9 protein-coding genes are annotated in these 21,329 nt (G+C 45.9%); 4 read left to right on the forward strand and 5 right to left on the reverse strand.

From position 1 onward, the window contains the following. Positions 1-88: 88 nt before the first annotated feature. From ACYVAA_RS06170 to ACYVAA_RS06180, 3 genes are all read right to left on the reverse strand, one after another. On the reverse strand, positions 89-1,231 hold the full coding sequence (locus tag ACYVAA_RS06170; RefSeq protein WP_460539569.1) for a glycoside hydrolase family 88/105 protein: 1,143 nt from the start codon (positions 1,229-1,231) through the stop codon (positions 89-91). A 754-nt stretch (positions 1,232-1,985) separates the two neighbouring features. Next, entirely contained in the window at positions 1,986-3,080 is a 1,095-nt protein-coding gene (locus ACYVAA_RS06175) for a glycoside hydrolase family protein (RefSeq protein WP_460539571.1), read from the reverse strand. A gap of 604 nt (positions 3,081-3,684) precedes the next feature. Then, a complete protein-coding gene (locus ACYVAA_RS06180) occupies positions 3,685-5,028 on the reverse strand; it encodes a rhamnogalacturonidase (RefSeq protein ID WP_460539573.1) in 1,344 nt (447 codons plus the stop codon). A gap of 1,559 nt (positions 5,029-6,587) precedes the next feature. On the opposite strand from ACYVAA_RS06180, the gene ACYVAA_RS06185 reads away from it, so the two are divergent. After that, positions 6,588-8,075 (forward strand): PKD domain-containing protein, encoded by a 1,488-nt coding sequence (locus ACYVAA_RS06185; RefSeq protein ID WP_460539575.1) that lies wholly within the window; start codon positions 6,588-6,590, stop codon positions 8,073-8,075. Positions 8,076-8,782: 707 nt separating this feature from the next. On the opposite strand, the gene ACYVAA_RS06190 is transcribed toward ACYVAA_RS06185, so the two are convergent. Together ACYVAA_RS06190 and ACYVAA_RS06195 are read right to left on the reverse strand one after the other, a co-directional pair. Next, positions 8,783-12,436 carry a hybrid sensor histidine kinase/response regulator transcription factor gene (locus tag ACYVAA_RS06190; protein ID WP_460539577.1) on the reverse strand — a complete coding sequence of 1,218 codons (3,654 nt, stop codon included), beginning with the start codon at positions 12,434-12,436 and terminating at the stop codon, positions 8,783-8,785. A 290-nt stretch (positions 12,437-12,726) separates the two neighbouring features. Continuing rightward, entirely contained in the window at positions 12,727-13,104 is a 378-nt protein-coding gene (locus tag ACYVAA_RS06195; RefSeq protein ID WP_460539579.1) for an endonuclease domain-containing protein, read from the reverse strand. Between the two features lie 1,200 nt (positions 13,105-14,304). Here ACYVAA_RS06195 and ACYVAA_RS06200 point away from each other — a divergent pair. The 3 genes from ACYVAA_RS06200 to ACYVAA_RS06210 are packed head-to-tail and all read left to right on the forward strand — an operon-like array spanning position 14,305 to position 21,323. Then, positions 14,305-16,533, forward strand: a complete 2,229-nt coding sequence (locus ACYVAA_RS06200) for a fasciclin domain-containing protein (protein WP_460539581.1) — start codon at positions 14,305-14,307, stop codon at positions 16,531-16,533. A gap of 23 nt (positions 16,534-16,556) precedes the next feature. Beyond that, a complete protein-coding gene (locus ACYVAA_RS06205; RefSeq protein WP_460539583.1) occupies positions 16,557-19,817 on the forward strand; it encodes a SusC/RagA family TonB-linked outer membrane protein in 3,261 nt (1,086 codons plus the stop codon). A gap of 24 nt (positions 19,818-19,841) precedes the next feature. Beyond that, positions 19,842-21,323, forward strand: a complete 1,482-nt coding sequence (locus ACYVAA_RS06210) for a RagB/SusD family nutrient uptake outer membrane protein (RefSeq protein ID WP_460539586.1) — start codon at positions 19,842-19,844, stop codon at positions 21,321-21,323. The last annotated feature ends 6 nt before the right edge of the window (positions 21,324-21,329 follow it).

Below are 21,329 nucleotides of genomic sequence, written 5' to 3' on the forward strand. Positions count from 1 at the left end.
GTAAGCCATTAAGAAGTGAAAGGCCATGAAGGGGTACTTGTATACTCTTGATTCCCTTCACTTTTTAATGGCTAAATTTATTGAGAATCTAATCTACTTGCTTTTCCATTCCTACCAACTTGTACATCTCTGTAGCGGCCAGTAGAAAACAGCCCAGACCATAGTCTTCAAAATCAGGCTTGCTGGTGTGGGTTACGGGTTGCCCGTCCTTGGGTTCTTTTCCAGTTCCTTGAAGAAAGCCCAGGAAACCACTGTCATGGATGGACTCAGAGGAGATCGCCTTCCAGGCCTTGGAAATGGCAGGCATATAGACTTCCTTTTCCAATAAGCCGTTGTTCACGCCCCAGGCCATGCCGTAAAGGAATAAGGCAGTCCCGGAGGTTTCCTTGCCTTCAAAGTGGGTAGGGTCATGCAGGCTGACATTCCAGAAACCGTCCGTTCTTTGTACGGTCAAAACGGATGTTAGCATTCGCTGCAGCATTTGCACGTACTCGAAGCGGTGTGGATCATCTTTGGGCAAGAATTCCAAGGTGCGCACCATAGCGGCCACCACCCATCCATTGCCCCTAGACCAATAGCAATCATTGCCGTTGGGTTCTTTGTAAGGCGGCAAAAAGTCTTTGTCCCTCCACCACAGGTTATCCACTTCATTGAAGAGCCCTTGGGTAACCTTAGTGTCCATATACATTTCATACATACGCTCGGAATATTTTTTGTCCCCGGTAAGGCTGGTCAGCTGGGCAAAAACGGGCATGGCCATCTGCAGCGCATCGATCCAGTCCCAGTCGTCGATTTTATAGGTGTCCAGCATCCCGTCAACGGAAGCTTGGATCACCTGGATCCTTTCCGGCTGGGGATCCATTTCATAGAGCATGATGTAGGTCTGTCCGGCACAGTGGTTGTCCGCATGTCGGCTTTCGATACCATTTCGTATTCCCCATTTATGGGCTTCTCCCCATTGGACGGCATAGTCATAATAGGCCTGGTCCTTTTTGAGCTGATAGAGTGCCATCAGCCCTTCATAATAGACCGCACGGGTCCAAAGGTTGCTTGGACGCTCTTTATTGGTTATGACGTTTACCCCCGGATCCGGCCATTTGTTCATAAAGTACTTGTTGGTCAGCACCATCTTGTCCATAATTTCGGTCTGGGAGGGGAGTTCTTGGGCCTCGACCAGGCTGGCCCAAAGTATAAGGCCAGCCAAGAAGGCTGTGAATCGTTTCAGTTGCATAGTATCTCTTATGGTTTCAGTTTTTTGTCCATTTTTTTAAATGTATAGGCTTGTCCCTTCACCTGTGCTACACTGAAGTGCGCAGCTGGGGATTGCAAATCCCCTAAATATTTGGTCCAGATTGCAAATCTGGACCAGCAAAAAAACGGGACCGGCAAAATATTTCAAGACCTACCAAATATAAAAAAATGAAGACAGTTTGTTGTGCTGATATGTGCTGGATTGGTTTTGTTAAAGGAGGGAATGTTCAAGATCGGAAAATTGAAAGTTAAATGTTAAATGTTGATCGTAAACTATCCAATTCTATCTGCCTTTCCTGGAGTCAGAGGTGCCAATTTCGAAAGTCCGGCTTAATTAAACCTGAGTTCGATTTAAAAAGTAGGGAATTAGGGTCGCTACCGTCATTGCGATCAGCCCTGCCTGGGCAGACAGGTGCGGCGGAGAAGCAATCTCCTTTCATGAAATCGAGACTGCTACGTCTTACCTCCCTGCCTAGTCGACCAGACAGGCTCGCAGTGACTTTTCCTGTTAATGGTAACCCTTTTGCGTTTGGGCAAGTGTGGAGGAAAGGGTGAGGCAATCTTCTTATTGTGAGATTCCCGCGGCTTCCTTCCCGCAATCCCCCACCAAGCCTCGGAATGATGTTTTTGAAATTCAACAAGAATGGCCCCGAAAGGTTAAAACTCGGCTATCTTATTCACGGTGGCATTCGGCCTTAGTCTTTTAACATTAGCCTTTTCGCCTTCGGCCAAAGTCACTCCCAGCTCAGTGTGCATTTCCCTAAGGCATAAAACCGCTCTCCTTCCACTGTGGTCATGGCGGTATAGATCACGGTAAAGCTGCCGTCTTCTTCCTCTATCGCACACAGGGGTGTCCGCATGGCATGATCCCCAGGCTCGGCCCAGATATTGTTCCCCGTTTGTACTTTTAAACGGCTTTCCCTGCTCCACTGGATACCGTCATCAGACAAGCTAAAGGCAACTTCCTGGTTGCCCATAGAGTCAAAAATGCTCAGGTAGCCTCCTTCTTTCAGTTCGGTCACCTGTGGGTTTTCCATAAATTCATCCACAATCGGAACAGGATTGAAACCCTCGGGCATTCTGGTCCAGGGCCCGCTCAGCTTGGGGGCAAAGGCCAGCCCGGTAGGCCAGGGGCCTCTTGGAGTATGCTGGTGGCCGTCATAAAAGGCATACCAGGTATTCCCGGCTTTATAAGGGTTAAAGGTGGCGACTGCCTGTTCTCCTTCCCATGCCTGGGAATTTTCATCAGGCTGCATGATGATGCCCATGTCCGCATAGGGGCCAGCAATGCCTTCTTTGCCAGGGATGACAGATTTTGCGCGCCAGATTTTGCCGGAATAATCATAACCGGCCAGTTCCCCCTTTTCTTCATCCCCTCCTCTATAGGCTACATAAAAGATGTTCCAGGCATTTTCTTCCTCGTTGAATTCCACGCCCGTCACCCATACTTCGGAAAGGGGGTTGGAAGGGGATCTTCCGGGAATACTTTCCTTGATGGTGCCCCGTCTCTTCCAGTTGACGGCATCCTCACTGGTCCAATAGGCAATGCACATGTCCCGATGGGGACGTTCAAACATCTCATTGACAAACATATGGTAGGTCCCGTCGAGTTTTACCACTTGACCCGTTTCAAAACCCGAGCGGTTACGGCTGGCCTGCACATCCGGGTGGGCTGGTCCCACTACTGGGCCTTGGTGCTCCTGGGTCACTTTTAACTGTTTTTGGGGACTGGACTCATGCTGTGCCCATAGATTTTTCGCGGAGAAAAATAGGAACAGCAAAGCCAGCAAAAGCTGGGGTTTTAAAGAAATGGAAGAATGCTTGTACATAGTTGTTTAGGTTATTGGGTATAGAACTGAGCCTCAGGCTCAGTGAGGTTATTTGCTATATACACAGGTGTTAATCACCTATGTTTTATTGGCCAGCTTATAAAAGCCCTATTAATCTGAATTCGATTAAAAAAGACTGAAATAAGGTCTCTACCGTCATAGCGAATAATTGGACATTGAGCCTGTCGAAATGCCCAAGTATGAAGCAATCTCATCTTCGGTAGATGAGACTGCTTCCCCCTCCTTCGTCGGGTTACCGATGACAGATTTTGAAACCCGCAATTAAACGGCCATCGGTCCCGGTCCACCGCAATGCTATTAAGCTAAGTAAATAGTAACCACAGATAAATTAAGATGAACACAGATATTGAAGGCGGCAATAGCAAATATGCTAACTGATCTGTGTTTATCTGTATCCATCTGTGGCTAAATTAACGGCATTGCGGTCCACCGGGACGGAAAATAGTTCTCATTAGTCACATTACTGGCTGCTAATGCATTTAACCGCCTTTTAAAATACTGTCATCTAGATTTGTGTATTTCCTCAAATGTTAGGTCTCGCAGTGACGTTTCCTGTCTAGTTAACCCTGAAGCTGACATTGTCTTACTTAGGTACATTATCAGCAAGCTTTTTGCCATTTACGGTAATGTTATTTAATTGTAGACGGTCGATATAGTCCAAATGGATGTCCTGTTCTTTGGCAGTAGAAAGCTTCATGTTTTTCAGGGTCAAGTGGGATACCTGATACTGGTCAGAGGCAGTGGTATTGAAAATCAGCTCACATTCAAGATCAATATTGCGGAAAGTGATATTGTTTGCGGCGGAATGCTTCATGCCTTTTTCTCCTTTTAGGTCAAAAAACTGCGTCCAGGGTTTGATATAAAGCATGTTTTTGGCGTTTCCGATAATGTCTTCCACGAGGATATGTTCGTAATGCTGTGGGGTGTCGGGACGCATTTTTAGCCATAACAGGCGGGTGGCATGGGACACTTTTGTTCTGCGAAGGATGATATTTCGGTTATGGATGGACTCGCTGCCACAGGTCAGGGCACTGTGGCAATAGCCAAACTCACAATCCTCGATAATGATATTATAGTTGCCGCCATTGTTTTCGTCCTTATCTGCATTAGGGCCTTTCCCGCCCTTCAATGCGATGGCATCGTCATTGACGGACATGTAACAGTTTTTGACCAGGACATTTTTGCAGACATCCAGATCGATGGCATCCGAACTGGGAGCCTTTTCATGGGCAGGCTGGTGGGGGGCAAAGATGTACAGGTCATGGATTTTTACATTTTCACATTTGTAGTAGTGGGAGGTCCAAAAGGGCGAATTGATCAGGCGGATGCCCGATACCTGGATGTTTTTGCTGTTGGAAACAAACAGTAGTCGGGGACGCATTTCGTCCAAGTTGGTGCATTCAGGGTTCCATTTCCTTCGCAACCAAAATGACCGCCAGAAACGTAGCCCGTTCCCATTGAGGGTGCCTTTGCCGGAAATGGTAAAGCCATCCAGGCCGTCTGCATTGACCAAAGCAGCGAAATACTTCCGGTTTTGCCCTTCTATTCGGGTATCGAGCAATTTGAAATGGCTGATGTCATCGCTGCCTTTGAGCACGGCACCTTCTTCTAGATGGAGGTGGGTGCCGGGTTTGAAAAACAGGGAACCGCTCAGGAATGTTCCTTCGGGGATGATGATGACCCCGCCGCCTTCTTTATGGGCCTGGTCAATCAGGCCTTGAATCTTATCGGTCTGTAGTAAGGTGCTGTCCTGCACCACGCCAAAATCCGTGATCCGATAATGTTTGCCCAGTTGATGGATATCGGTTGGCACTATTTCCCGGAACCATTCGGGAACAGGGCTTCCATCCGGAAAAGTGTCCTTTTGGGCAAAAACTGGTCTGGAACTGATGAGCACTAACAGAAATAGAATAAAGTAATTTTTCATGTGTCTTTCGGGTTTGATTGACCAAGCCTTTCGCATCAAATAGTCTTTTGCAAAAGGCATGAATACATCTCAGTCGGTAAAGTAGTTAATCCCAATTATAAATCAATGCTGTAATGTCATGGTCGACATAGATGATTGTTTACATTTATGATGGTAGGCGAAATATAAAGGAGGAGTCCACGAATTCGCACTGATTAAACTTGGTTCGATTTATACATCGTCACTGCGAATGGAGCTAAGGCGGAATGCAGCAGCCTCGATTTCGAAGGGAAAACTAGCTGAAATTGGAGGACTCTAACTGATAATGCCTTAAGACCCTTAGTGCTATTCAAAATATTTATTATCCTTAGACGATTCCTTCGGATAAAAGTCAGGCAAAGGGAAGTAGTGCAAATCTTTGCTTTTTATTCTTTACTCTTGGCTGCATCTCTTCTCTTTCGTCCCTTTTGAGAAAATCTCTTGCTTTTTTCTGCTTAGGAGACTTCAAAAGATCAGATCGATGGTTTTGGACCGTCAGGAATAAAAAATAAAGTCCCCATGACTGTTAGACCAAGGATAAATTCTTTGAATGAGCACAATGCATGAATTTATCCTGGGCCTTTCGCTTGATGCGACCATGGGGACATTACCGATGTTATTAACCCTAAGCTTAGAAGTTCTAAACTTTAAGTAAATGTGGCCAAAATCCACTTTTTCGGCCTATCCAAATCGTTCATAAATCTATCATTTTTGATCAAAATGGTCTTTAAGGGCGTTTAATGCGTGATTTTAGCAATGAGAGTTGTAAAAATGGGGCGGCCAGTTCAGCATCTTGAGATAGTTAACATTCCTCATTTTTAATTTTATGTATATCCGCAAAGACACCAGTAGCTCTAAGTTAGCAAACCATCTCTCACAACTTGTCCGCCTTGGCGGAGAATGCACAGAAACCCACAGAAAAGGTTTTTATAATTCCGTGGAATTCTGTGGAATCTGTGAGAAATAAATTTACTGGTGTAATTCCGGATAATCGTATTTAATTTTAGTTCAATAGATGCTTACTTAACAAGCAATAATCTTTTTTTCTGTTTATTCCTGCCGCTTTTATCTTAGAAGGTGAATCTAAAGGTAAGGGCAAAACATTAATAACCATGGGAGCGAACCCAGGGCCGGAAGTGTCTAATTCCCCTCTCTCTAATCCAAGATAGCGTTCGGTCACAGAGCTCGTCGAAGTGAGCCGCCTTTTCAGCGAATTATGAAAGTTCATTCCTACCGATAGCCATCGATTTAGGCCCCTTTGATCCTCCATACTCTTAGTCCCACCCAAAGCCTTAAATTTGTCTGCCCCTAGTAATCAATATAGAACCAAAAGGATTTGCCGCCCAGCTCCATAACAGTGCATAACGGTTTTACCTGATTTTTACCATAATTTGGTTTGACATTCAGTCTTGGAAAATAAAGCCTGCAGTTTATTAAGAAAGGTTTTAAAAAATAGACATCCCCATGCTTGCAGAGTATAATCGGCATGCATGGGCGTTTTTTGAATTTAAAGCTCAATTCAAACCCGAAAATAATCAATTATGAAAAAGATTTATGGAAATTTAATGTTCTTAATGCTCATTGCTTTATCGGCAATGTGTTTCACTTCTTGTAAAGAGGAAGGCATGGAGCCGGTGGAACCTACTGCTGGGTTTACAACGGTGACGAATGAGTTGAATGCCTCCTTTACCAATTCTTCCGAAAATGTCACTTCTTATTCCTGGAATTTTGGGGATGGCAATACCTCCACTGAAGAGAGTCCGAGCCATACTTATGAGTCAGCGGGAACTTATACGGTAGTATTGACCGCTACGGGAGCAAATGGGAGGATAGTAGAAGCTGACGAAGATATTACCATTATAGAAAACCTAAAAGCAGCTTATACCTTTGAAAAAGAGTACCTGGCGGTAAACTTCACCAATGCATCTGAAAATGCTGTTGCTTATTCCTGGGATTTTGGTGATGGGAATACCTCTACAGAAGAGAATCCAAGCCATACTTATGAGGCACCGGGAACATACACCGTAACATTGACCAGCACGGCCCAAGGTGGAACGGCCGTAGAAACCAGCCAAGAACTGACCGTGGTAGGCCCTCCGATGGCAGCTTATACTTTTGACGATGAAGGCTTGACCGTAAGCTTTACCAATGCATCTGAAAATGTGCTTAGTTACTCCTGGAATTTTGGTGATGGCGGCACCTCGACGGAAGAAGATCCAAGTCATACCTATTTAGCTGCGGGAACTTATACAGTAGTTTTGACGGCTACCAGTGAAGACGGAACAGTCGTGGAAACCAGCCAAGAGGTGACGGTTGAAGTGCCCGTGGATACCTCGCTTTATTCAATTGTGGTGATTACGGATGATTCCAATGACGATGAGCAGATCGGCTGGTTACAAGAAAAGGGTTTTAATGTTACCAAGTATTATAACTCTTCGCTGAGCAGCGCGCCTCAAGGAGATATTGATATGCTTAATGCGGCGGATTTGATTATTATAGGACGTAGCGGTAGCTCTTCGGATTTTGACGGCAATGATAAAACAGCCTGGAATGCACTAACTACTCCCCTTATACTCAACACCCAATGGGCAGCCAGGAATAATCGTTTGAACTGGTTTGATAATAATGGAAATCCTGCAGCCCATAATCCAGCAGGAGGAGAAGTAGTTCGTGCTGAAATTCAGGATAAGGGAGATGCTGCTTTTGAAGAGGTGTCCATCGGGGAGGATAATTTACTTCCATGGCTAAATACCCCAGTGAACCTACTGTATATCAATACTGCTACCAATGGTAAAGTCTTGGCACAGAGCGCAGCAGGTGATGGCGGCAACTCAGCAGGCGGAGCGATGTTATTTGTACGCTTCGATGCCGGAACCGAGTTTTATTCCGGAGCAGGTGATTCCCCTGCCGGACCTAGAACCTACTTCGGTTTTGGTGCTGACGAGGGAGGCGTTTCTTATTATTGGCAGCTTACTGAAGAGGCAAAGGCAGTTTACTTTGAGGAAATCATCAGGTTGGTATTAATGTAAAGGCCAAGCTGGTTTTTAATCAGCCTAAAAGTTTCCAGGTCTATTTAAGCTCAATTTTGGGTTAAAATAGACCTGGAGTTTTTTTACAAGTCGTTGTTTTTTATGTATATCTGCAAAGACACCAGTAGCTCTTCTAAATTAGCAAACTATCTCTCACAACTTGTCCGCCGTGGCGGAGAAGGCACAGGGGCCCACAGAAAAGATTTTTAATTCCGTGTAATTCTGTGAAATCCGTGAGAAATAAATTTGCTGGTGTAATTACGGATAATCGTATTGTTTTTTATGAGGAATTGGGAAATCACTCTTCTTCATTTAAAAAGCTTTTTTTAGACAATTAAGCTTTCTCCTTTGGCGAACGTTTAGTGCTTTTTGGTTAAAACTTGGCAGTTTCCCTCGAAAGGGCTCTTCCGGCCATTGAACAATTCCTACTATTATTTCCATGTGGTTAACCTTAAAAAAATAAAATCCCCATGGGAGGCAGACATGGAAAGAAACCATTTCGCGAGCACGCAGAACGTATTTTTCCTGGTCAATTGCCTTAACGACCATGAGGACATAACCAATGTTATTAACCCTAAACTTAGAAGTTCTAAACTTTAAGTCAATTTGGCCAAAATCCGCTTTTTGGGGCTGTCCAAATCGTTCAGAAACCTATCATTTTTGAACATACTAGAAAAAAGATGGTTGTTTAATGTGTTGTTAAACAGTTAGTTGGTGTTTTCTTTGAGGTATTGGCTAGGACTGATCCCAAAATGTTTGATAAAAGCACGGGTGAAATTATTGGGCACACTGTAGCCTACTTTATAGGCCGTTTCGGACACGTTGTATTCCTTGCTCAGCAGAAATTCCGAAGCTTTGTTCATGCGGAAGGTGGTCACAAAATCCGAAGCTGATTTATTGGTAAGTGCCTTCACTTTTCGATAAAACTGGGAACGGCTCATGTTCAGTTGCGCTGCCAAAGAGTCGATGTCCAGGTTTTCGGTTTCCAGGTTGTCTTCTATCAGCTGTCGTGTTTTGTCAAGGAAGAGTTCATCGGTTGGGTTGACAGCGATCTTTTTAAACTCTATGGCTGACCCCTTGGTAAACAGCTCACGCAAGCGCCTTCGTTGTTCCAGAAGGTTTTGGATCTGAGCCAAGAGCACGGTGGTGTTGAAGGGCTTGGTCACGTAGGCATCGGCTCCGGTTTCATAACCTTCGGTTTTGGACTCATCGGATTGCCGGGCAGTTAGCAAAAGGACAGGGATATGGCTGGTGCGCTCATCCAGTTTCAGTTTTCGGCAAAGCTGAAGCCCATCCATATCAGGCATCATGACATCACTGATGACCAGGTCGGGGATTTCCGCAATGGCCTTTTCCAAGCCTTCCAGGCCGTTTGTGGCCGAGATAATGCGGTAGTCTTCTTTAAGATGCAATTCGATATAAGTCCGGATGTCGGTATTGTCATCCACGACCAAAACCAGGGGTAGATTCGGGTTGTTGGCTTGGGAGACCTGTGGTTCATCTATATGTTCTTGGCCATAGATTTCTTGCTCGGAAGGTACATCTGATACCGGGATAGGTGTAGTGTACTGGAGTTTGGGCAGGAAAACCGTGAAACAGGTGCCTTGTCCGACCTCACTTTCAATCGTGATTTTTCCTTTGTGTAAGCTGACCAATTCCTTGGTCAGGCTAAGTCCGATGCCGGAGCCTTTGTTCTGTTCCTGATTGTTATTGGCCTGGTAAAATACCCCAAAGACTTTCTCCTGTTCTTCCTTGGAAATGCCGTGGCCTGTATCTTTTACTTTTATGAGAATGCCCTTTTGGGAGGCTGTTGCAAAACTGACGCTTAAGGTGACCTGTCCATGATCCGGTGTGAATTTAAAGGCATTGGACAGGAGGTTGTTCAGGATCATGGTCAGTTTGACATCATCAAAGGGCATCATGCATTGATCCATTCCGGTCTCCACCTTGAAAATGATCTGGCGTTTTTTTGCCATTTCCTCAAAAGAGGAAGCAAGCCCTCTGACGAATGATACGATATTGGACTGTTGTAAATTTAACTGTAAATGCCCCGATTCCACCTTGCGGAAATCCAGCAGCTGGTTGATCAGCATCAGCAGCTGTTTGGCATTACGGTGCATCAGCTGATAATAGTGGCCAGCCTTTTGCTTTTTGGGCTTTTCGGCCATCAGCCTCTCCAAGGGATCAATGATCAAGGTAAGGGGCGTCCGGAATTCATGGGATACTTGGGTGAAGAAATGCAGCTTGGCCTGATGAACGGCTTCCTTTTTTCTGATTTGGATTTTGGAGTTAAGATAGCGGAAAATAAACCATGCCAGGGCACAGGCTGCCAGAACATAAAGGCTGATGGCCCACCAGCTCAGCCACCAAGGAGGCAGTACCTTGATCTTCAGCGTGGCAGGATCCTTACTCCACACCCCGTCACTGTTGGCTCCGTAGACTTTAAAGGTATAGTCACCGGCGGGGAGGTTGGAATAGGATGCCAAGCGCCTGGAAGCATCTGTATCAATCCAGTCCTGATCGTATCCTTCGAGCATGTACTTGTACTTATTGCTCGAGGGGTTGGCATAATGCAGGGCCGCAAATTCCAAGCGGAAAGTCTTGTCCCACCAGGTCAGGGTGATTTGGTCTGTGGTGAGTAAGGATCGGTCCAAGATAATGTGCTTATTGACCTTATCCCCTGGGTTAAGGTCCTGGTGCAGTACATTTAGTTGGGTCAGGACCATCTTTGGGGGATGGGTATTGATCTCGATTTGTTCGGGGGTAAAGGCTGTGAGGCCATTGGAGCCACCAAAGTAGAGCCTGCCTTTTTCCGGATGATAGTAAACTGCATTTTGTTTGAACTCATTGCCTTGGAGTCCATCGTGGATATTGAAGTGATGCATTTCTCCACTGAGGATATCCACTTTTGTCAGCCCCTTGGTATGGCTGACCCAAACGGACTGATCTCCATCATAGGCCACAGCCATGGTGAGTTCATTGGTAAGGCCGTTCTCTATGGTGAAATTATGGAAAGTGCTGTCTTTGGGGTTGAACCGGCTCAGTCCCGAAGTTGTGGCGATCCAAATATTGCCCTGATGGTCTGCTGTGAGGGAATAGGTCCGGTTTCCGGCAAGACTTTCTTCTTTGCCTTCCTGATGGGTGTAATTGGTGACCTTGAATTCCTTTTCGGGGTCTTGGCTTCTTACCAGCCTACTGAGGCCTCCATCCTCCGTGGCTATCCACAGTTGGTTTTTGCGGTCCACATAAAGGTCCATGATCTGTTTTCCGGCAAGGTCAATTTCGTTGCTCAGGCAATGAAACTCATCGCTTTCTTTATCATAAAGGGCCAAGCCGTCAAAGGTGGCTACCCAAATATTCCCTTGAAGATCTTCGGTGACATCAAAGACATTCCGGTGACACATGTCTTCTGTACTACAATCGGTAAAGGAATCATTTTGAGGATTATAATAGGTCAGTCCCCTTTTGGTTCCTATCCAGATGACACCGTGGCTGTCACTGAATAGGGAGCGGATTTGTGGATCGATGAGCTTGTCTTTGCCAATATAGGAATAAGCTGTCCCCTCTTTTGTGGATGTTATTAAGGTGATCCCTTGGTTTTCGGATCCTACCCATAATCGGCCTTTTTGGTCCATACAAATTGCACGCACCACATTGTCCACCAAACCTTTTCCTGGTTGATCTTTGTAGTAGTTGAAAAACGGTTTGGTTTTCAAATCGGCATGGTTGATGCCGCGGGATTGGGTGCCCACCCAGAGATGGTCAGTGTCATCGAGGAAAACGTCCTTGACCAGGTCATCCGAAAGGGATCCCGGGTCACTCGGGTCGGCGCGATAGATGAGGGTGTCTCCGGTGCTCCGGTTGATTTGCAGCAGCCCTTCATAGGAGGTTAGCCAAATATAATGCTCGTTTTCTGCCCGTTTTCTCCAAAACCAAAAACGGTCTCTTATTTTTTTGCTCACACTGGCGGGTACTAGCTCTGGGGGATAGTGTTTGAATGTTTCCTTTTCGTAGTTGTACTTATAAACATAATCGTGGGGTTCCACTGCAATCCATATATTTTCTAATGAATCCGAAACGATGGCATTGATCCGATTGTCGGAAAGGGCCGTGCTGTCATTTTCTTGGGCCCGGAAAACTCTCACATTGTAACCATCATAGCGTACCGCACCTCCCCAGGTGCCGAACCATACAAAACCATATTTGTCCTTTGCAATGGCATAGATGGAGTTTTGGGGCAGGCCATCATTTACGGTCAGTTGGTCGAATTTAAGCGGTGCTTTTTGTGCATGCCCAGGCCCTATGATGCATAGGATCAGGCAAAGCAGCAGGGGAAATGAGAATACAGGTATCCGGGACATGTTGTTCCAAGTAATAAATTGCACCAAGAGCGAAAATAGAATTATTTTTCATTATATCCCATCCTGCTCTGGAGTACTTCCTTTGGGGAATTTAACTTTAAATTGCTCCCAGCGCCAAATCCACTTAATCCATGTCCTCGCTACCTCCAAACAGCATAATGGCTAGGCCTCTCCTTCGCAAGCAGGATCGCCCTCCCCTCTTGAGAGGGGCTGGGGGTGTGTTTTTCAGTTACGTTATGGTTTTTACTAAACCACTTTCAGTTCCAGAGAAGTGCGGTATTTACACACCTCTAAATCTCCTCTTTGTCCAAGATGTAATTCTCAATGGTTCTTAAGACATTGTCTATATCATCCCTAACTTGGTTGTCTGTAAAACGCAATACGGTGATGCCTGACTTCTTTAACATCGCATCTTTATGTCTATCTTTTGCTATGGTTTCCTCAAATAGGTGGGTATATCCATCCAATTCAATGACCAGCATCAGTTCATGACAAAAAAAATCGGCAATAAAATTTAGCAGGGGTTTCTGTCTGTGGAAATCATACCCCATCATTTGCTTGCCTTTCAGGTACCTCCAGAGTCTGATTTCGCTTTTGGTACTCTTGTTCCTAAGTTTTCTGGCCAATAGTTTTAATCTGGGGTTATAAGGAATGATTTTTCTTCTCATAAGTCAAAAAATTAGTGAGCAACAAAAAACTACTTTAAAATAGGGGTTCTGAGATAGATACACAAACCAATCTCCTCTCAAGAGGAGACTTTTCGTTACGGCTTTTTATTGAATGTTAGGCTTTTAAACAGGGATCCAGGGCAGTATATCGAGAATGTTTTCGCCGCCTCCAATCATCAGAAAGGCCAATGGTTCCTTCTTGAACGCAGGATCTCCCTCCCCTCTTGAGAGGGGCTGGGGGGTGTATTTTTCAGTTACGTTATGGTTTTTACTAAACCACTTTCAGTTCCAGAGAAGTGCGGTATTTACACACCTCTAAATCTCCTCTCAAGAGGAGACTTTTCGTTACCGATTTTATTGAATGTTAGGCTTTGAAACAGGGGTTCAGGGCAGTATATCGAGAATGTTTTGGCCGCCTCCAATCATCAGAAAGGACAGCGGTTCATTCTTGAACGCAAGATCGCCCTCCCCTCTTGAGAGGGGCTGGGGGGGTGTGTTTTTCAGTTACGTTATGGTTTTTACTAAACCACTTTCAGTACAAGAGAAGTGCCGTATTTACACACCTCTAAATCTCCTCTCAAGAGGAGACTTTTCGTTACGGCTTTTTATTGAATGTTAGGCTTTGAAACAGGGATCCAGGGCAGTATATCGAGAATGTTTTCGCCGCCTCCAATCAGCATAAAGGAAAGCGGTTCCTTCTTGAACGCAGGATCGCCCTCCCCTCTTGAGAGGGGCTGGGGGGTGTGCCTTCCTGTTACGTTATGGTTTCAATAAACGGTTCTAGTACCAGAGAAGTGCCGTGCTTACACAGGTCTAGAATTTTTTTTCAAAGTAGATGTACGCAAAAATAGTATTACTTATCGCTAAAATAAGCCCAAACCCCTTGTGTTTTGAGCATGGGATAAAAAACCGATTTAGTACAGTAGATTGAATGGTTTTAAGAGGGCTTGGTAAATGCTGTTTGGGCTATGGACCAGCTCCGGAAACCGTGGTGAAAGTAGTGAAATTTTTGCCTCGGGCGGTTGTTTGTAGGGGAAGTCGACCAGTATGAACCATAACACTTTGGGGAAATTAGTTTTATAAATTTCGATAAAGTCTTCTTACAGTAAAATTCTATTTAGGTGTTTTGCTATCGTTCGAAATGCTTTTTTGAAGCTGTATAAATAAAAGTATAGTTGATTAACAAAACCTCAATAATCTATGAACAGATTTACAAAAGTGCTATTTGCATGTTTTTGCTTGTCCGGGGTTTTCCTTATTGGATGTAAGGAAGAGTTCGATGAGTATTATGCCCGGCCGGAGGGGTTGGAGGGCCCGATCTATCAGGTGCTCTCAGACTCTGTCCGGTTCAGAGGCAATTTTGACCATTACCTGGCCTTGGTGGAAAAAGCGGGTTATAAACAGACCCTGAGCACGGCCGGTTATTGGACGGTATTTGCACCGACCGATGATGCCTTTGAGCGTTATTTCCAAGAGAACAACCTGAACGGTGTGGAGGACATCAGTGACGAGAAGGCTTCGGAGATTGTAGCCTATTCCCTGGTGTACAATGCCTATAATCTCAGGGATCTGGGCTTTTACCAGATGGGGCCCGGCAAGGATACACTTTCGGCTGCTTTCCGCAGAAAGACCGCTTATTACAAAGGGGTCTATAAGGAAAATGTGGAAGGGGAGCAATTGGATGTCGTTGCAGCCAACCGAAATGGCTTTGGCAGCTATAACCTCGACGACAATAATAACAAGTACCTGCCCTATTTTATGCAGCATTATCTGGACATCATGGAGCTGACCGCAGAGGATATTGAGGGCTTTTATGACAGGCCATATACCGGGGCTCAGATCTCCAATGCCAATGTGGTCCAATCCAATATCATTGCCGAAAACGGTTATATCCATACTGTGGACCGAGTAATCGAGCCCATGCCGAATATAGCAGATTATCTGGGGCAGAACTCGGAGTACAGCCTTTTCCGCTCCATAGTGGAAATGAGCTTTAGAACCCGTGAAAACAATACCGCAGTAAGCTACGATGCGGCGGCCTACCCTGAGTTGACCGAGCGATATGGTCCCGTATACGACCTTTCCGGGCAGGTGCATGTCAAAGCCTTTACCGGCGCATATGCCTTTGCCCCAAACAATGAGAATTTCCTGCAGGGGGGCAACGATGCCCAGTCTGATAGCTGGACACTTTTTGCCCCTAGAAATGAAGCCCTGCAACAGTTCTTGGATGAAGTCTTGCTGGAATTTTATGGTAGCTTGGAAAATGTGCCGGACCAGATCATTTATGATTTTGTCAACATGCACATGTGGCAGGCAGCACTTTGGCCAAGCCAGTTTGAGCTGATCAACAATACCTTGAATGAGTCCGCACGTTTTGACCCGGCTACGGATGTGGCTGAGCGAAAAGTACTGAGTAACGGCCTCTTTTATGGGACGGATAAAGTGCAGGAGGGAAATTTCTTTTTTACCGTTTATAGCCGCCCATACCTGGATCCCCAGTACAGCATCATGCGGGAACTGTTGAGCAACTACCGTTTGGCCATTTCTGATCCAGGTCAATATTATGGACTTATTCTAATGTCCAATCAGCAATTAAGAGATGCAGGCTTTGAGTATGACCCTGGAGCCAGAAATCCTTGGACCTACAACGGTGAGCCCGCGCAGGCCTATGAGCGTCTGAACCGAATGCTGGAGCTATGCATCCTGAAACTGGGCAGTGCTGATGAATTGGATGACCTTTCCGGATCCGGAATTTTAGAAACGTTTGGAGGGGAATATATCCGCTACGAAAACGGGGAGTTTTTCGCTTCGGGAAATGTCGATAGCGGAGAAAATATTCGGGTGAAAACGGACGAAACCTACAGTGCAGCAAATGGTCCTGCTTTTTATACGGAAGGCTTGGTAAGCTATACCGAAAAAGTAATCCCAGAACTGATTTTCGAAAATGCCCAGTTTGGCCGATTTGCCGAGTATTTGCAAAATTCTCCATTGTATAACAGCAATGCCCTATCCATTGAAGACGTGCCTTTGGGCCAGTTTTTCACTGTTTTGATTCCTTCCGACGAGGCCATCAATCAGGCAGTGAATGATGGGGTGCTCCCTGCTGACCCGGCCACCTCTGACCCCGGGGAGATAGAGACCATTTCCAATTTTATCAAATACCATTTTGTCCCTAGAAATGTGATCGTGCCCGACGGAAAGAAAATCGTCAGTGCCAATGGGGCCGATTTCCCCACCAACTATGCAACTGTGGAGGGAGAAATCAAAGAAGTAAGGATCGACAACAGTGCCAACGGATTCCAAAAGCCCTATACCATGACGGTGAGGGATGAAAAAGGCAATGTGGCCAATGTTATTATCCCAGACAGCAATGTACTGGGAAGCTACTGTGTGCTGCATTCTATTGACCGTGTATTAGAAACTAACTAACCCCGATAACCAAACAATTTCTTATGCAAGATTTTACCAAGAAACTTTTGTGGTTTGTCATGGGGCTGACCTTGATAAGCACGGGGGTAAGAGGCCAGCAATCGCAGGCCCAAACCCTGGAGATCGTCAAGGGGCAGATCCTGGACAAAGACGACCAGATTTCCATTATAGGTGCCACCGTTGTGGAGGTGGACAGTGAGAACCGTACCCTTCGTGGGGTGGCGACCGATGTCAACGGTAATTATTCCCTAAGGGTAAAGAGCAAACAAAACCGGATCAGGGTCTCCTTTATCGGTTATAAAACCATCACCGTGCCGATTGACGGTCGGTCTGAGATTGACTTTCAATTGGAATTTAATGTTTCCGAACTGGATGTGGCTGAGGTGACTGCCGACAAGCTCATCGATCAGGGAATGATGAAAATCGATGAAAGGGACCTGACTTCTTCGGCCACCAGAGTGGATGCGGAATTATTGAAAGAGATGTCTGCGCTTTCTATTGACCAGGCCCTACAGGGAAGAATGGCCGGTGTGGACATTGTTTCCAATTCCGGTGACCCCGGTGCGGGAATGTCCATCCGGATCAGGGGTACATCTTCCATTAATGGTTCATCAGAACCTCTCATCGTGGTAGATGGAATTCCTTTCCAGACAGAAACTTCCAACTTTGATTTTGCCAATGCCAATGAGCAGGAATATGCCCAGCTCTTGAATGTGGCACCTTCTGATATTGAGTCCATTACCGTTTTGCGTGATGCCGCTGCTACCGCCCTTTGGGGTACCAGGGGATCAAACGGGGTCCTGGTGATCACCACCAAAAGAGGGGCCAAGGGCAAGCCGACCATTACCTATAGCTTTAGAGGCTCGGTGACCAAGCAGCCGGAACAGATTCCTATGCTGAACGGTGACCAGTATTCCACCTTGATCGCAGAAGGCTATATGAACAGCTTCGGGGTGCCGCTGAACATCAATGCCAACAAGGAATTTTCTTACGATCCCAAAGATCCGTATTACTTCTACAATTATAGGAACAATACCGACTGGATTGACCACATCACCCAGTTGGGACATATGACCGACCATAATATTGCTTTGTCCGGTGGTGGGGAAAAAACCCGTTATCGGGTTTCGGTTAACAAAAACGGATCGGTGGGTACCACTAAGGGAACCGAATTTGACCGTTTTGCGACCAGGGTGAGTTTGGATTATTTGGTTTCGGATAAAATCAAAATCTTAACTGACCTTGCCTATACCAAATCTACTACTACCAGGAACTGGAGAACGAATTTACGTTCAGTGGCCTACGAAAAAATGCCCAATATGTCGGTATATGAATTCGATATGTTTGGTAACCAGACACCGAATTATTTTTCTCCGGAATCCAATATTCAGGGAGCTTTCTCTGGTACCTACAATCCGTTGGCGATGGCAGAAGAGGCTTCTAACGTTACGGAAAGCAACCGGATCATTCCTAAGTTTACGCTGCAATACCATATCCGAGAAGACCTGATGTTCCAGTCCGATGTAGCCTTTGATATCATCAATAACCGTACAGAGGACTTTTTGCCACAGATTGCCACTGGTCTTCCCCTGAACAATTCCAATGTAAACCGTGCATCCAATTCGTATTCGGATAACTTGATCACCCAGACTTTCAGTAAGCTGTACTATACGCCTGATTTGGGCGAAGATCACAGTCTGATGGGCTTGTTGATGTTTACCACTTATGAAAGCCGAGGAGACGGACTTTATATAGGGACGACCAATTCTGCTTCATCCTTCTTGCAGGATCCTTCCTCAGTAAGCAGGACGGATAATATCAGTCTTTCCTCTTCCACTGGTCAATCACGGTCTATCGGGATGCTGGCCAATGCACAGTACGGTTACTTGGACCGCTATATCATCAATGCTTCTATCCGAAGAGACGGTAGTTCCAAGTTCGGACAAAATCACCGCTTTGGTACTTTCCCGAGTATTTCGGCCCGTTGGAGGGTTTCTGGAGAGCCATTTATGCAAGACCTGACCTGGATGGACGAATTCAGTTTGAGGGCCAGTTATGGCGAAAGCGGTAACACGCCACGTTCCAATTACCAGCACTTCAGTACTTTTTCCAGTCTTGGCTGGAACTATAACGGAGAAACCGGAGTGGTGCCCGATAACTTGGAGCTCACCAATTACAAGTGGGAAACGGTTCAGCAGACCAACTTTGGTTTGAACCTGGAGGTGCTGGAAAACAGGGTAGTGATCGGTGTGGATGTGTACCGCAAGCGTACCAAAGACCTGTTTTTGGATAACCTTCGTATCCCGAGTACTTCTGGATTCTCTTCTGTGGACATGAATATCGGTACCATGGACAACCGGGGCTGGGAGCTTTCAGTCCTCACTACTCCCTACAGATCGGAAGATCTGAAGATCAATCTTGATTTCAATATCGCCCGAAACGAGAACGTCATCCAGGAAATCTCCGAACTCTATCAAACCGACAACCTGGAGGCCATGAATTCAAATGGCAATTATTATGTGACCATTCAGGAAGGCAATCCATTGGGTTCGTTCTATGGCTTTAAGTACAAAGGAGTCTATAAAGACGGAGAGGCCACCATCGCCAAAGACGCCAATGGCAATGCCATTACCGGCCCTAACGGAGATGCTGTCCATATGATGTTCAATTATCCTACCATCGCCTATGAATTCCAGCCTGGCGATGCCATGTATGAGGATATCAACCATGACGGAAATATCGATTACCGGGATATTGTATGGTTAGGAGATGCCAATCCGAAATTGACCGGTGGCTTTGGCCCCAGGGTGACCTATAAAAACTGGCAAATTTCGGGATACTTCAACTTCCGATACGGCGTGGATATCGTCAACAGTACGAAAATGAGCACGGAAAACATGTACGGGTATTCTAACCAAAACACCGCGGTATTGAACCGATGGAGAAGACCAGGTGATGAGACCGATATGCCTAGGGCACTGATCCGAAGAGGTTATAACTGGCTGGGCTCTGACCGCTACGTGGAAGATGGCTCTTTCCTTAGGTTCAGGACGCTGACGGTGCGTTATACCGCTCCGGACGAATTTCTGGAAAAGCTCCAGCTAAAAGACATGAGCTTTTATGTGACCACCGAAAACCTCTTTACCCTGACCAACTACACCGGACAGGATCCAGAGGTAGGTTTGACTAGTTCCAATGCCAACCGTCTTTTCCAGATAGGATATGACAATGCAAGGACACCTCCTACTCAGACGGTGACATTAGGGATCAACGCAAGGTTCTAATTTGAGGATTTAAAAGAGACAACAATGCTTAAAAAATATATATCATATTCATTACTGCTCCTGATGGCCTGGGTGGGCACTTCCTGCGATAGCTGGTTGGACCTGCGCCCTGTCAATGGAGTGGTCAAGCAGGATTTTTGGAAGACCAAGGAACAGGTGCGCTCGGCACTGATGGGAGCCTATGCTTCCCTAAACGGGGACTACCGTGGATATCAGGTGCCCGAACAGATGTTCCTTTGGGGTGAATTGAGGGGCTATATGGTCGCTTTGAACACCGGGGCGAATTTTAATGATACCCAGGTGATATTTGGCAATATCCAGGCAACCAATCCCATTGCGGACTGGAGTGGTTTTTATGGCACGATAAGCTTGTGCAATAATTTGATTGAAAACGGACCCGCTGCATTGGATACGGATGAAACCTTTCAGGTGGAGGACCTTAATAACTATGTCGCTGAGGCCAGGGCATTGAGGGCCATGATGTATTTCTATCTGGTAAGGGCCTTTGGGGATGTGCCACTGGTTACGGAAGCCATAGACAGTGATGAGGACGAATTGACCCATGCCAAGTCCCCTTCAGCCGAAGTGTTGGCCCAGATCCTTGTAGATCTGGATTTGGCCGAGCAGGATATTTACGAGCAACATGAATCTTTGGAAGCTTCCAAAGGACGTATGACCAAATATGCGGTCAATGCCTTGCAGGCTGATGTGCACTTATGGATGGAAAACTATGAAGAGGCAGCCATTGCAGCCGACAAGGTACTGGAAGGCCCCTATGCCTTGGTGGAGCAGGAAAACTGGTACAGGGAACTGTTTGTACAAGGCAATTCCGTGGAAAGTGTTTTTGAAATCCAGTATGATGCGCCCCAGAACAATCCTTTCTATAATATGTTCAGCACCGTCCAAGGTAGAAGGTTCCTGGCCTATCCTTCTGTCCTGGAGGATATCTATGGGTTCAACGTAAACTTCCCGGAGGATATCGATGGCAGAAGCATTGATGTGTCCCTTAAGAGCAGCGGGGAAGTCTGGAAGTACATTGGTTTGGGAGAAAACACGCGCAGAGAGGCTTCGGAATCCTATGCCAACTGGATCGTTTACCGATTGGCTGACGTGATGCTGATGAAGGCTGAGGCACTTTCTCAAATTGGAAGAGAAGCGGAAGCGCTGGAAATAGTGGAAGAAATCAGGGAAAGGGGCGGAGCCATTAGGGCAACAGAAGAAAACCCCTCATCTCCAAGTGATATTGTCCGGTATGTTTTGCGGGAAAGGGCCCGTGAGCTGGCTTTTGAGGGAAAGCGCTGGTTTGATTTGCTAAGGGTATCCAAGATGAACGATTACGAGAACTTGGATTTGATGTTGCAGGTGGCCATTGACAATGCACCTGAAACCAATTTGAATTCGATTTTGAACCAGTTGAGGGATAAGCGAAGTCATTATTTTCCTGTTTTCAACAGTGAACTCAATGCCAATCCAAACCTGGAGCAAAACCCTTATTACCTAAAATAGACCTAA

This window comes from Echinicola sediminis (assembly GCF_054777495.1).

Excerpts from the sequence above, each read along its gene's own strand:
- ACYVAA_RS06170 (WP_460539569.1), bottom strand. The coding sequence starts at position 1,231 with ATGCAACTGAAACGATTCACAGCCTTCTTGGCTGGCCTTATACTTTGG.
- ACYVAA_RS06175 (WP_460539571.1), bottom strand. The coding sequence starts at position 3,080 with ATGTACAAGCATTCTTCCATTTCTTTAAAACCCCAGCTTTTGCTGGCT.
- ACYVAA_RS06180 (WP_460539573.1), bottom strand. The coding sequence starts at position 5,028 with ATGAAAAATTACTTTATTCTATTTCTGTTAGTGCTCATCAGTTCCAGA.
- ACYVAA_RS06185 (WP_460539575.1), top strand. The coding sequence starts at position 6,588 with ATGAAAAAGATTTATGGAAATTTAATGTTCTTAATGCTCATTGCTTTA.
- ACYVAA_RS06190 (WP_460539577.1), bottom strand. The coding sequence starts at position 12,436 with ATGTCCCGGATACCTGTATTCTCATTTCCCCTGCTGCTTTGCCTGATC.
- ACYVAA_RS06195 (WP_460539579.1), bottom strand. The coding sequence starts at position 13,104 with ATGAGAAGAAAAATCATTCCTTATAACCCCAGATTAAAACTATTGGCC.
- ACYVAA_RS06200 (WP_460539581.1), top strand. The coding sequence starts at position 14,305 with ATGAACAGATTTACAAAAGTGCTATTTGCATGTTTTTGCTTGTCCGGG.
- ACYVAA_RS06205 (WP_460539583.1), top strand. The coding sequence starts at position 16,557 with ATGCAAGATTTTACCAAGAAACTTTTGTGGTTTGTCATGGGGCTGACC.
- ACYVAA_RS06210 (WP_460539586.1), top strand. The coding sequence starts at position 19,842 with ATGCTTAAAAAATATATATCATATTCATTACTGCTCCTGATGGCCTGG.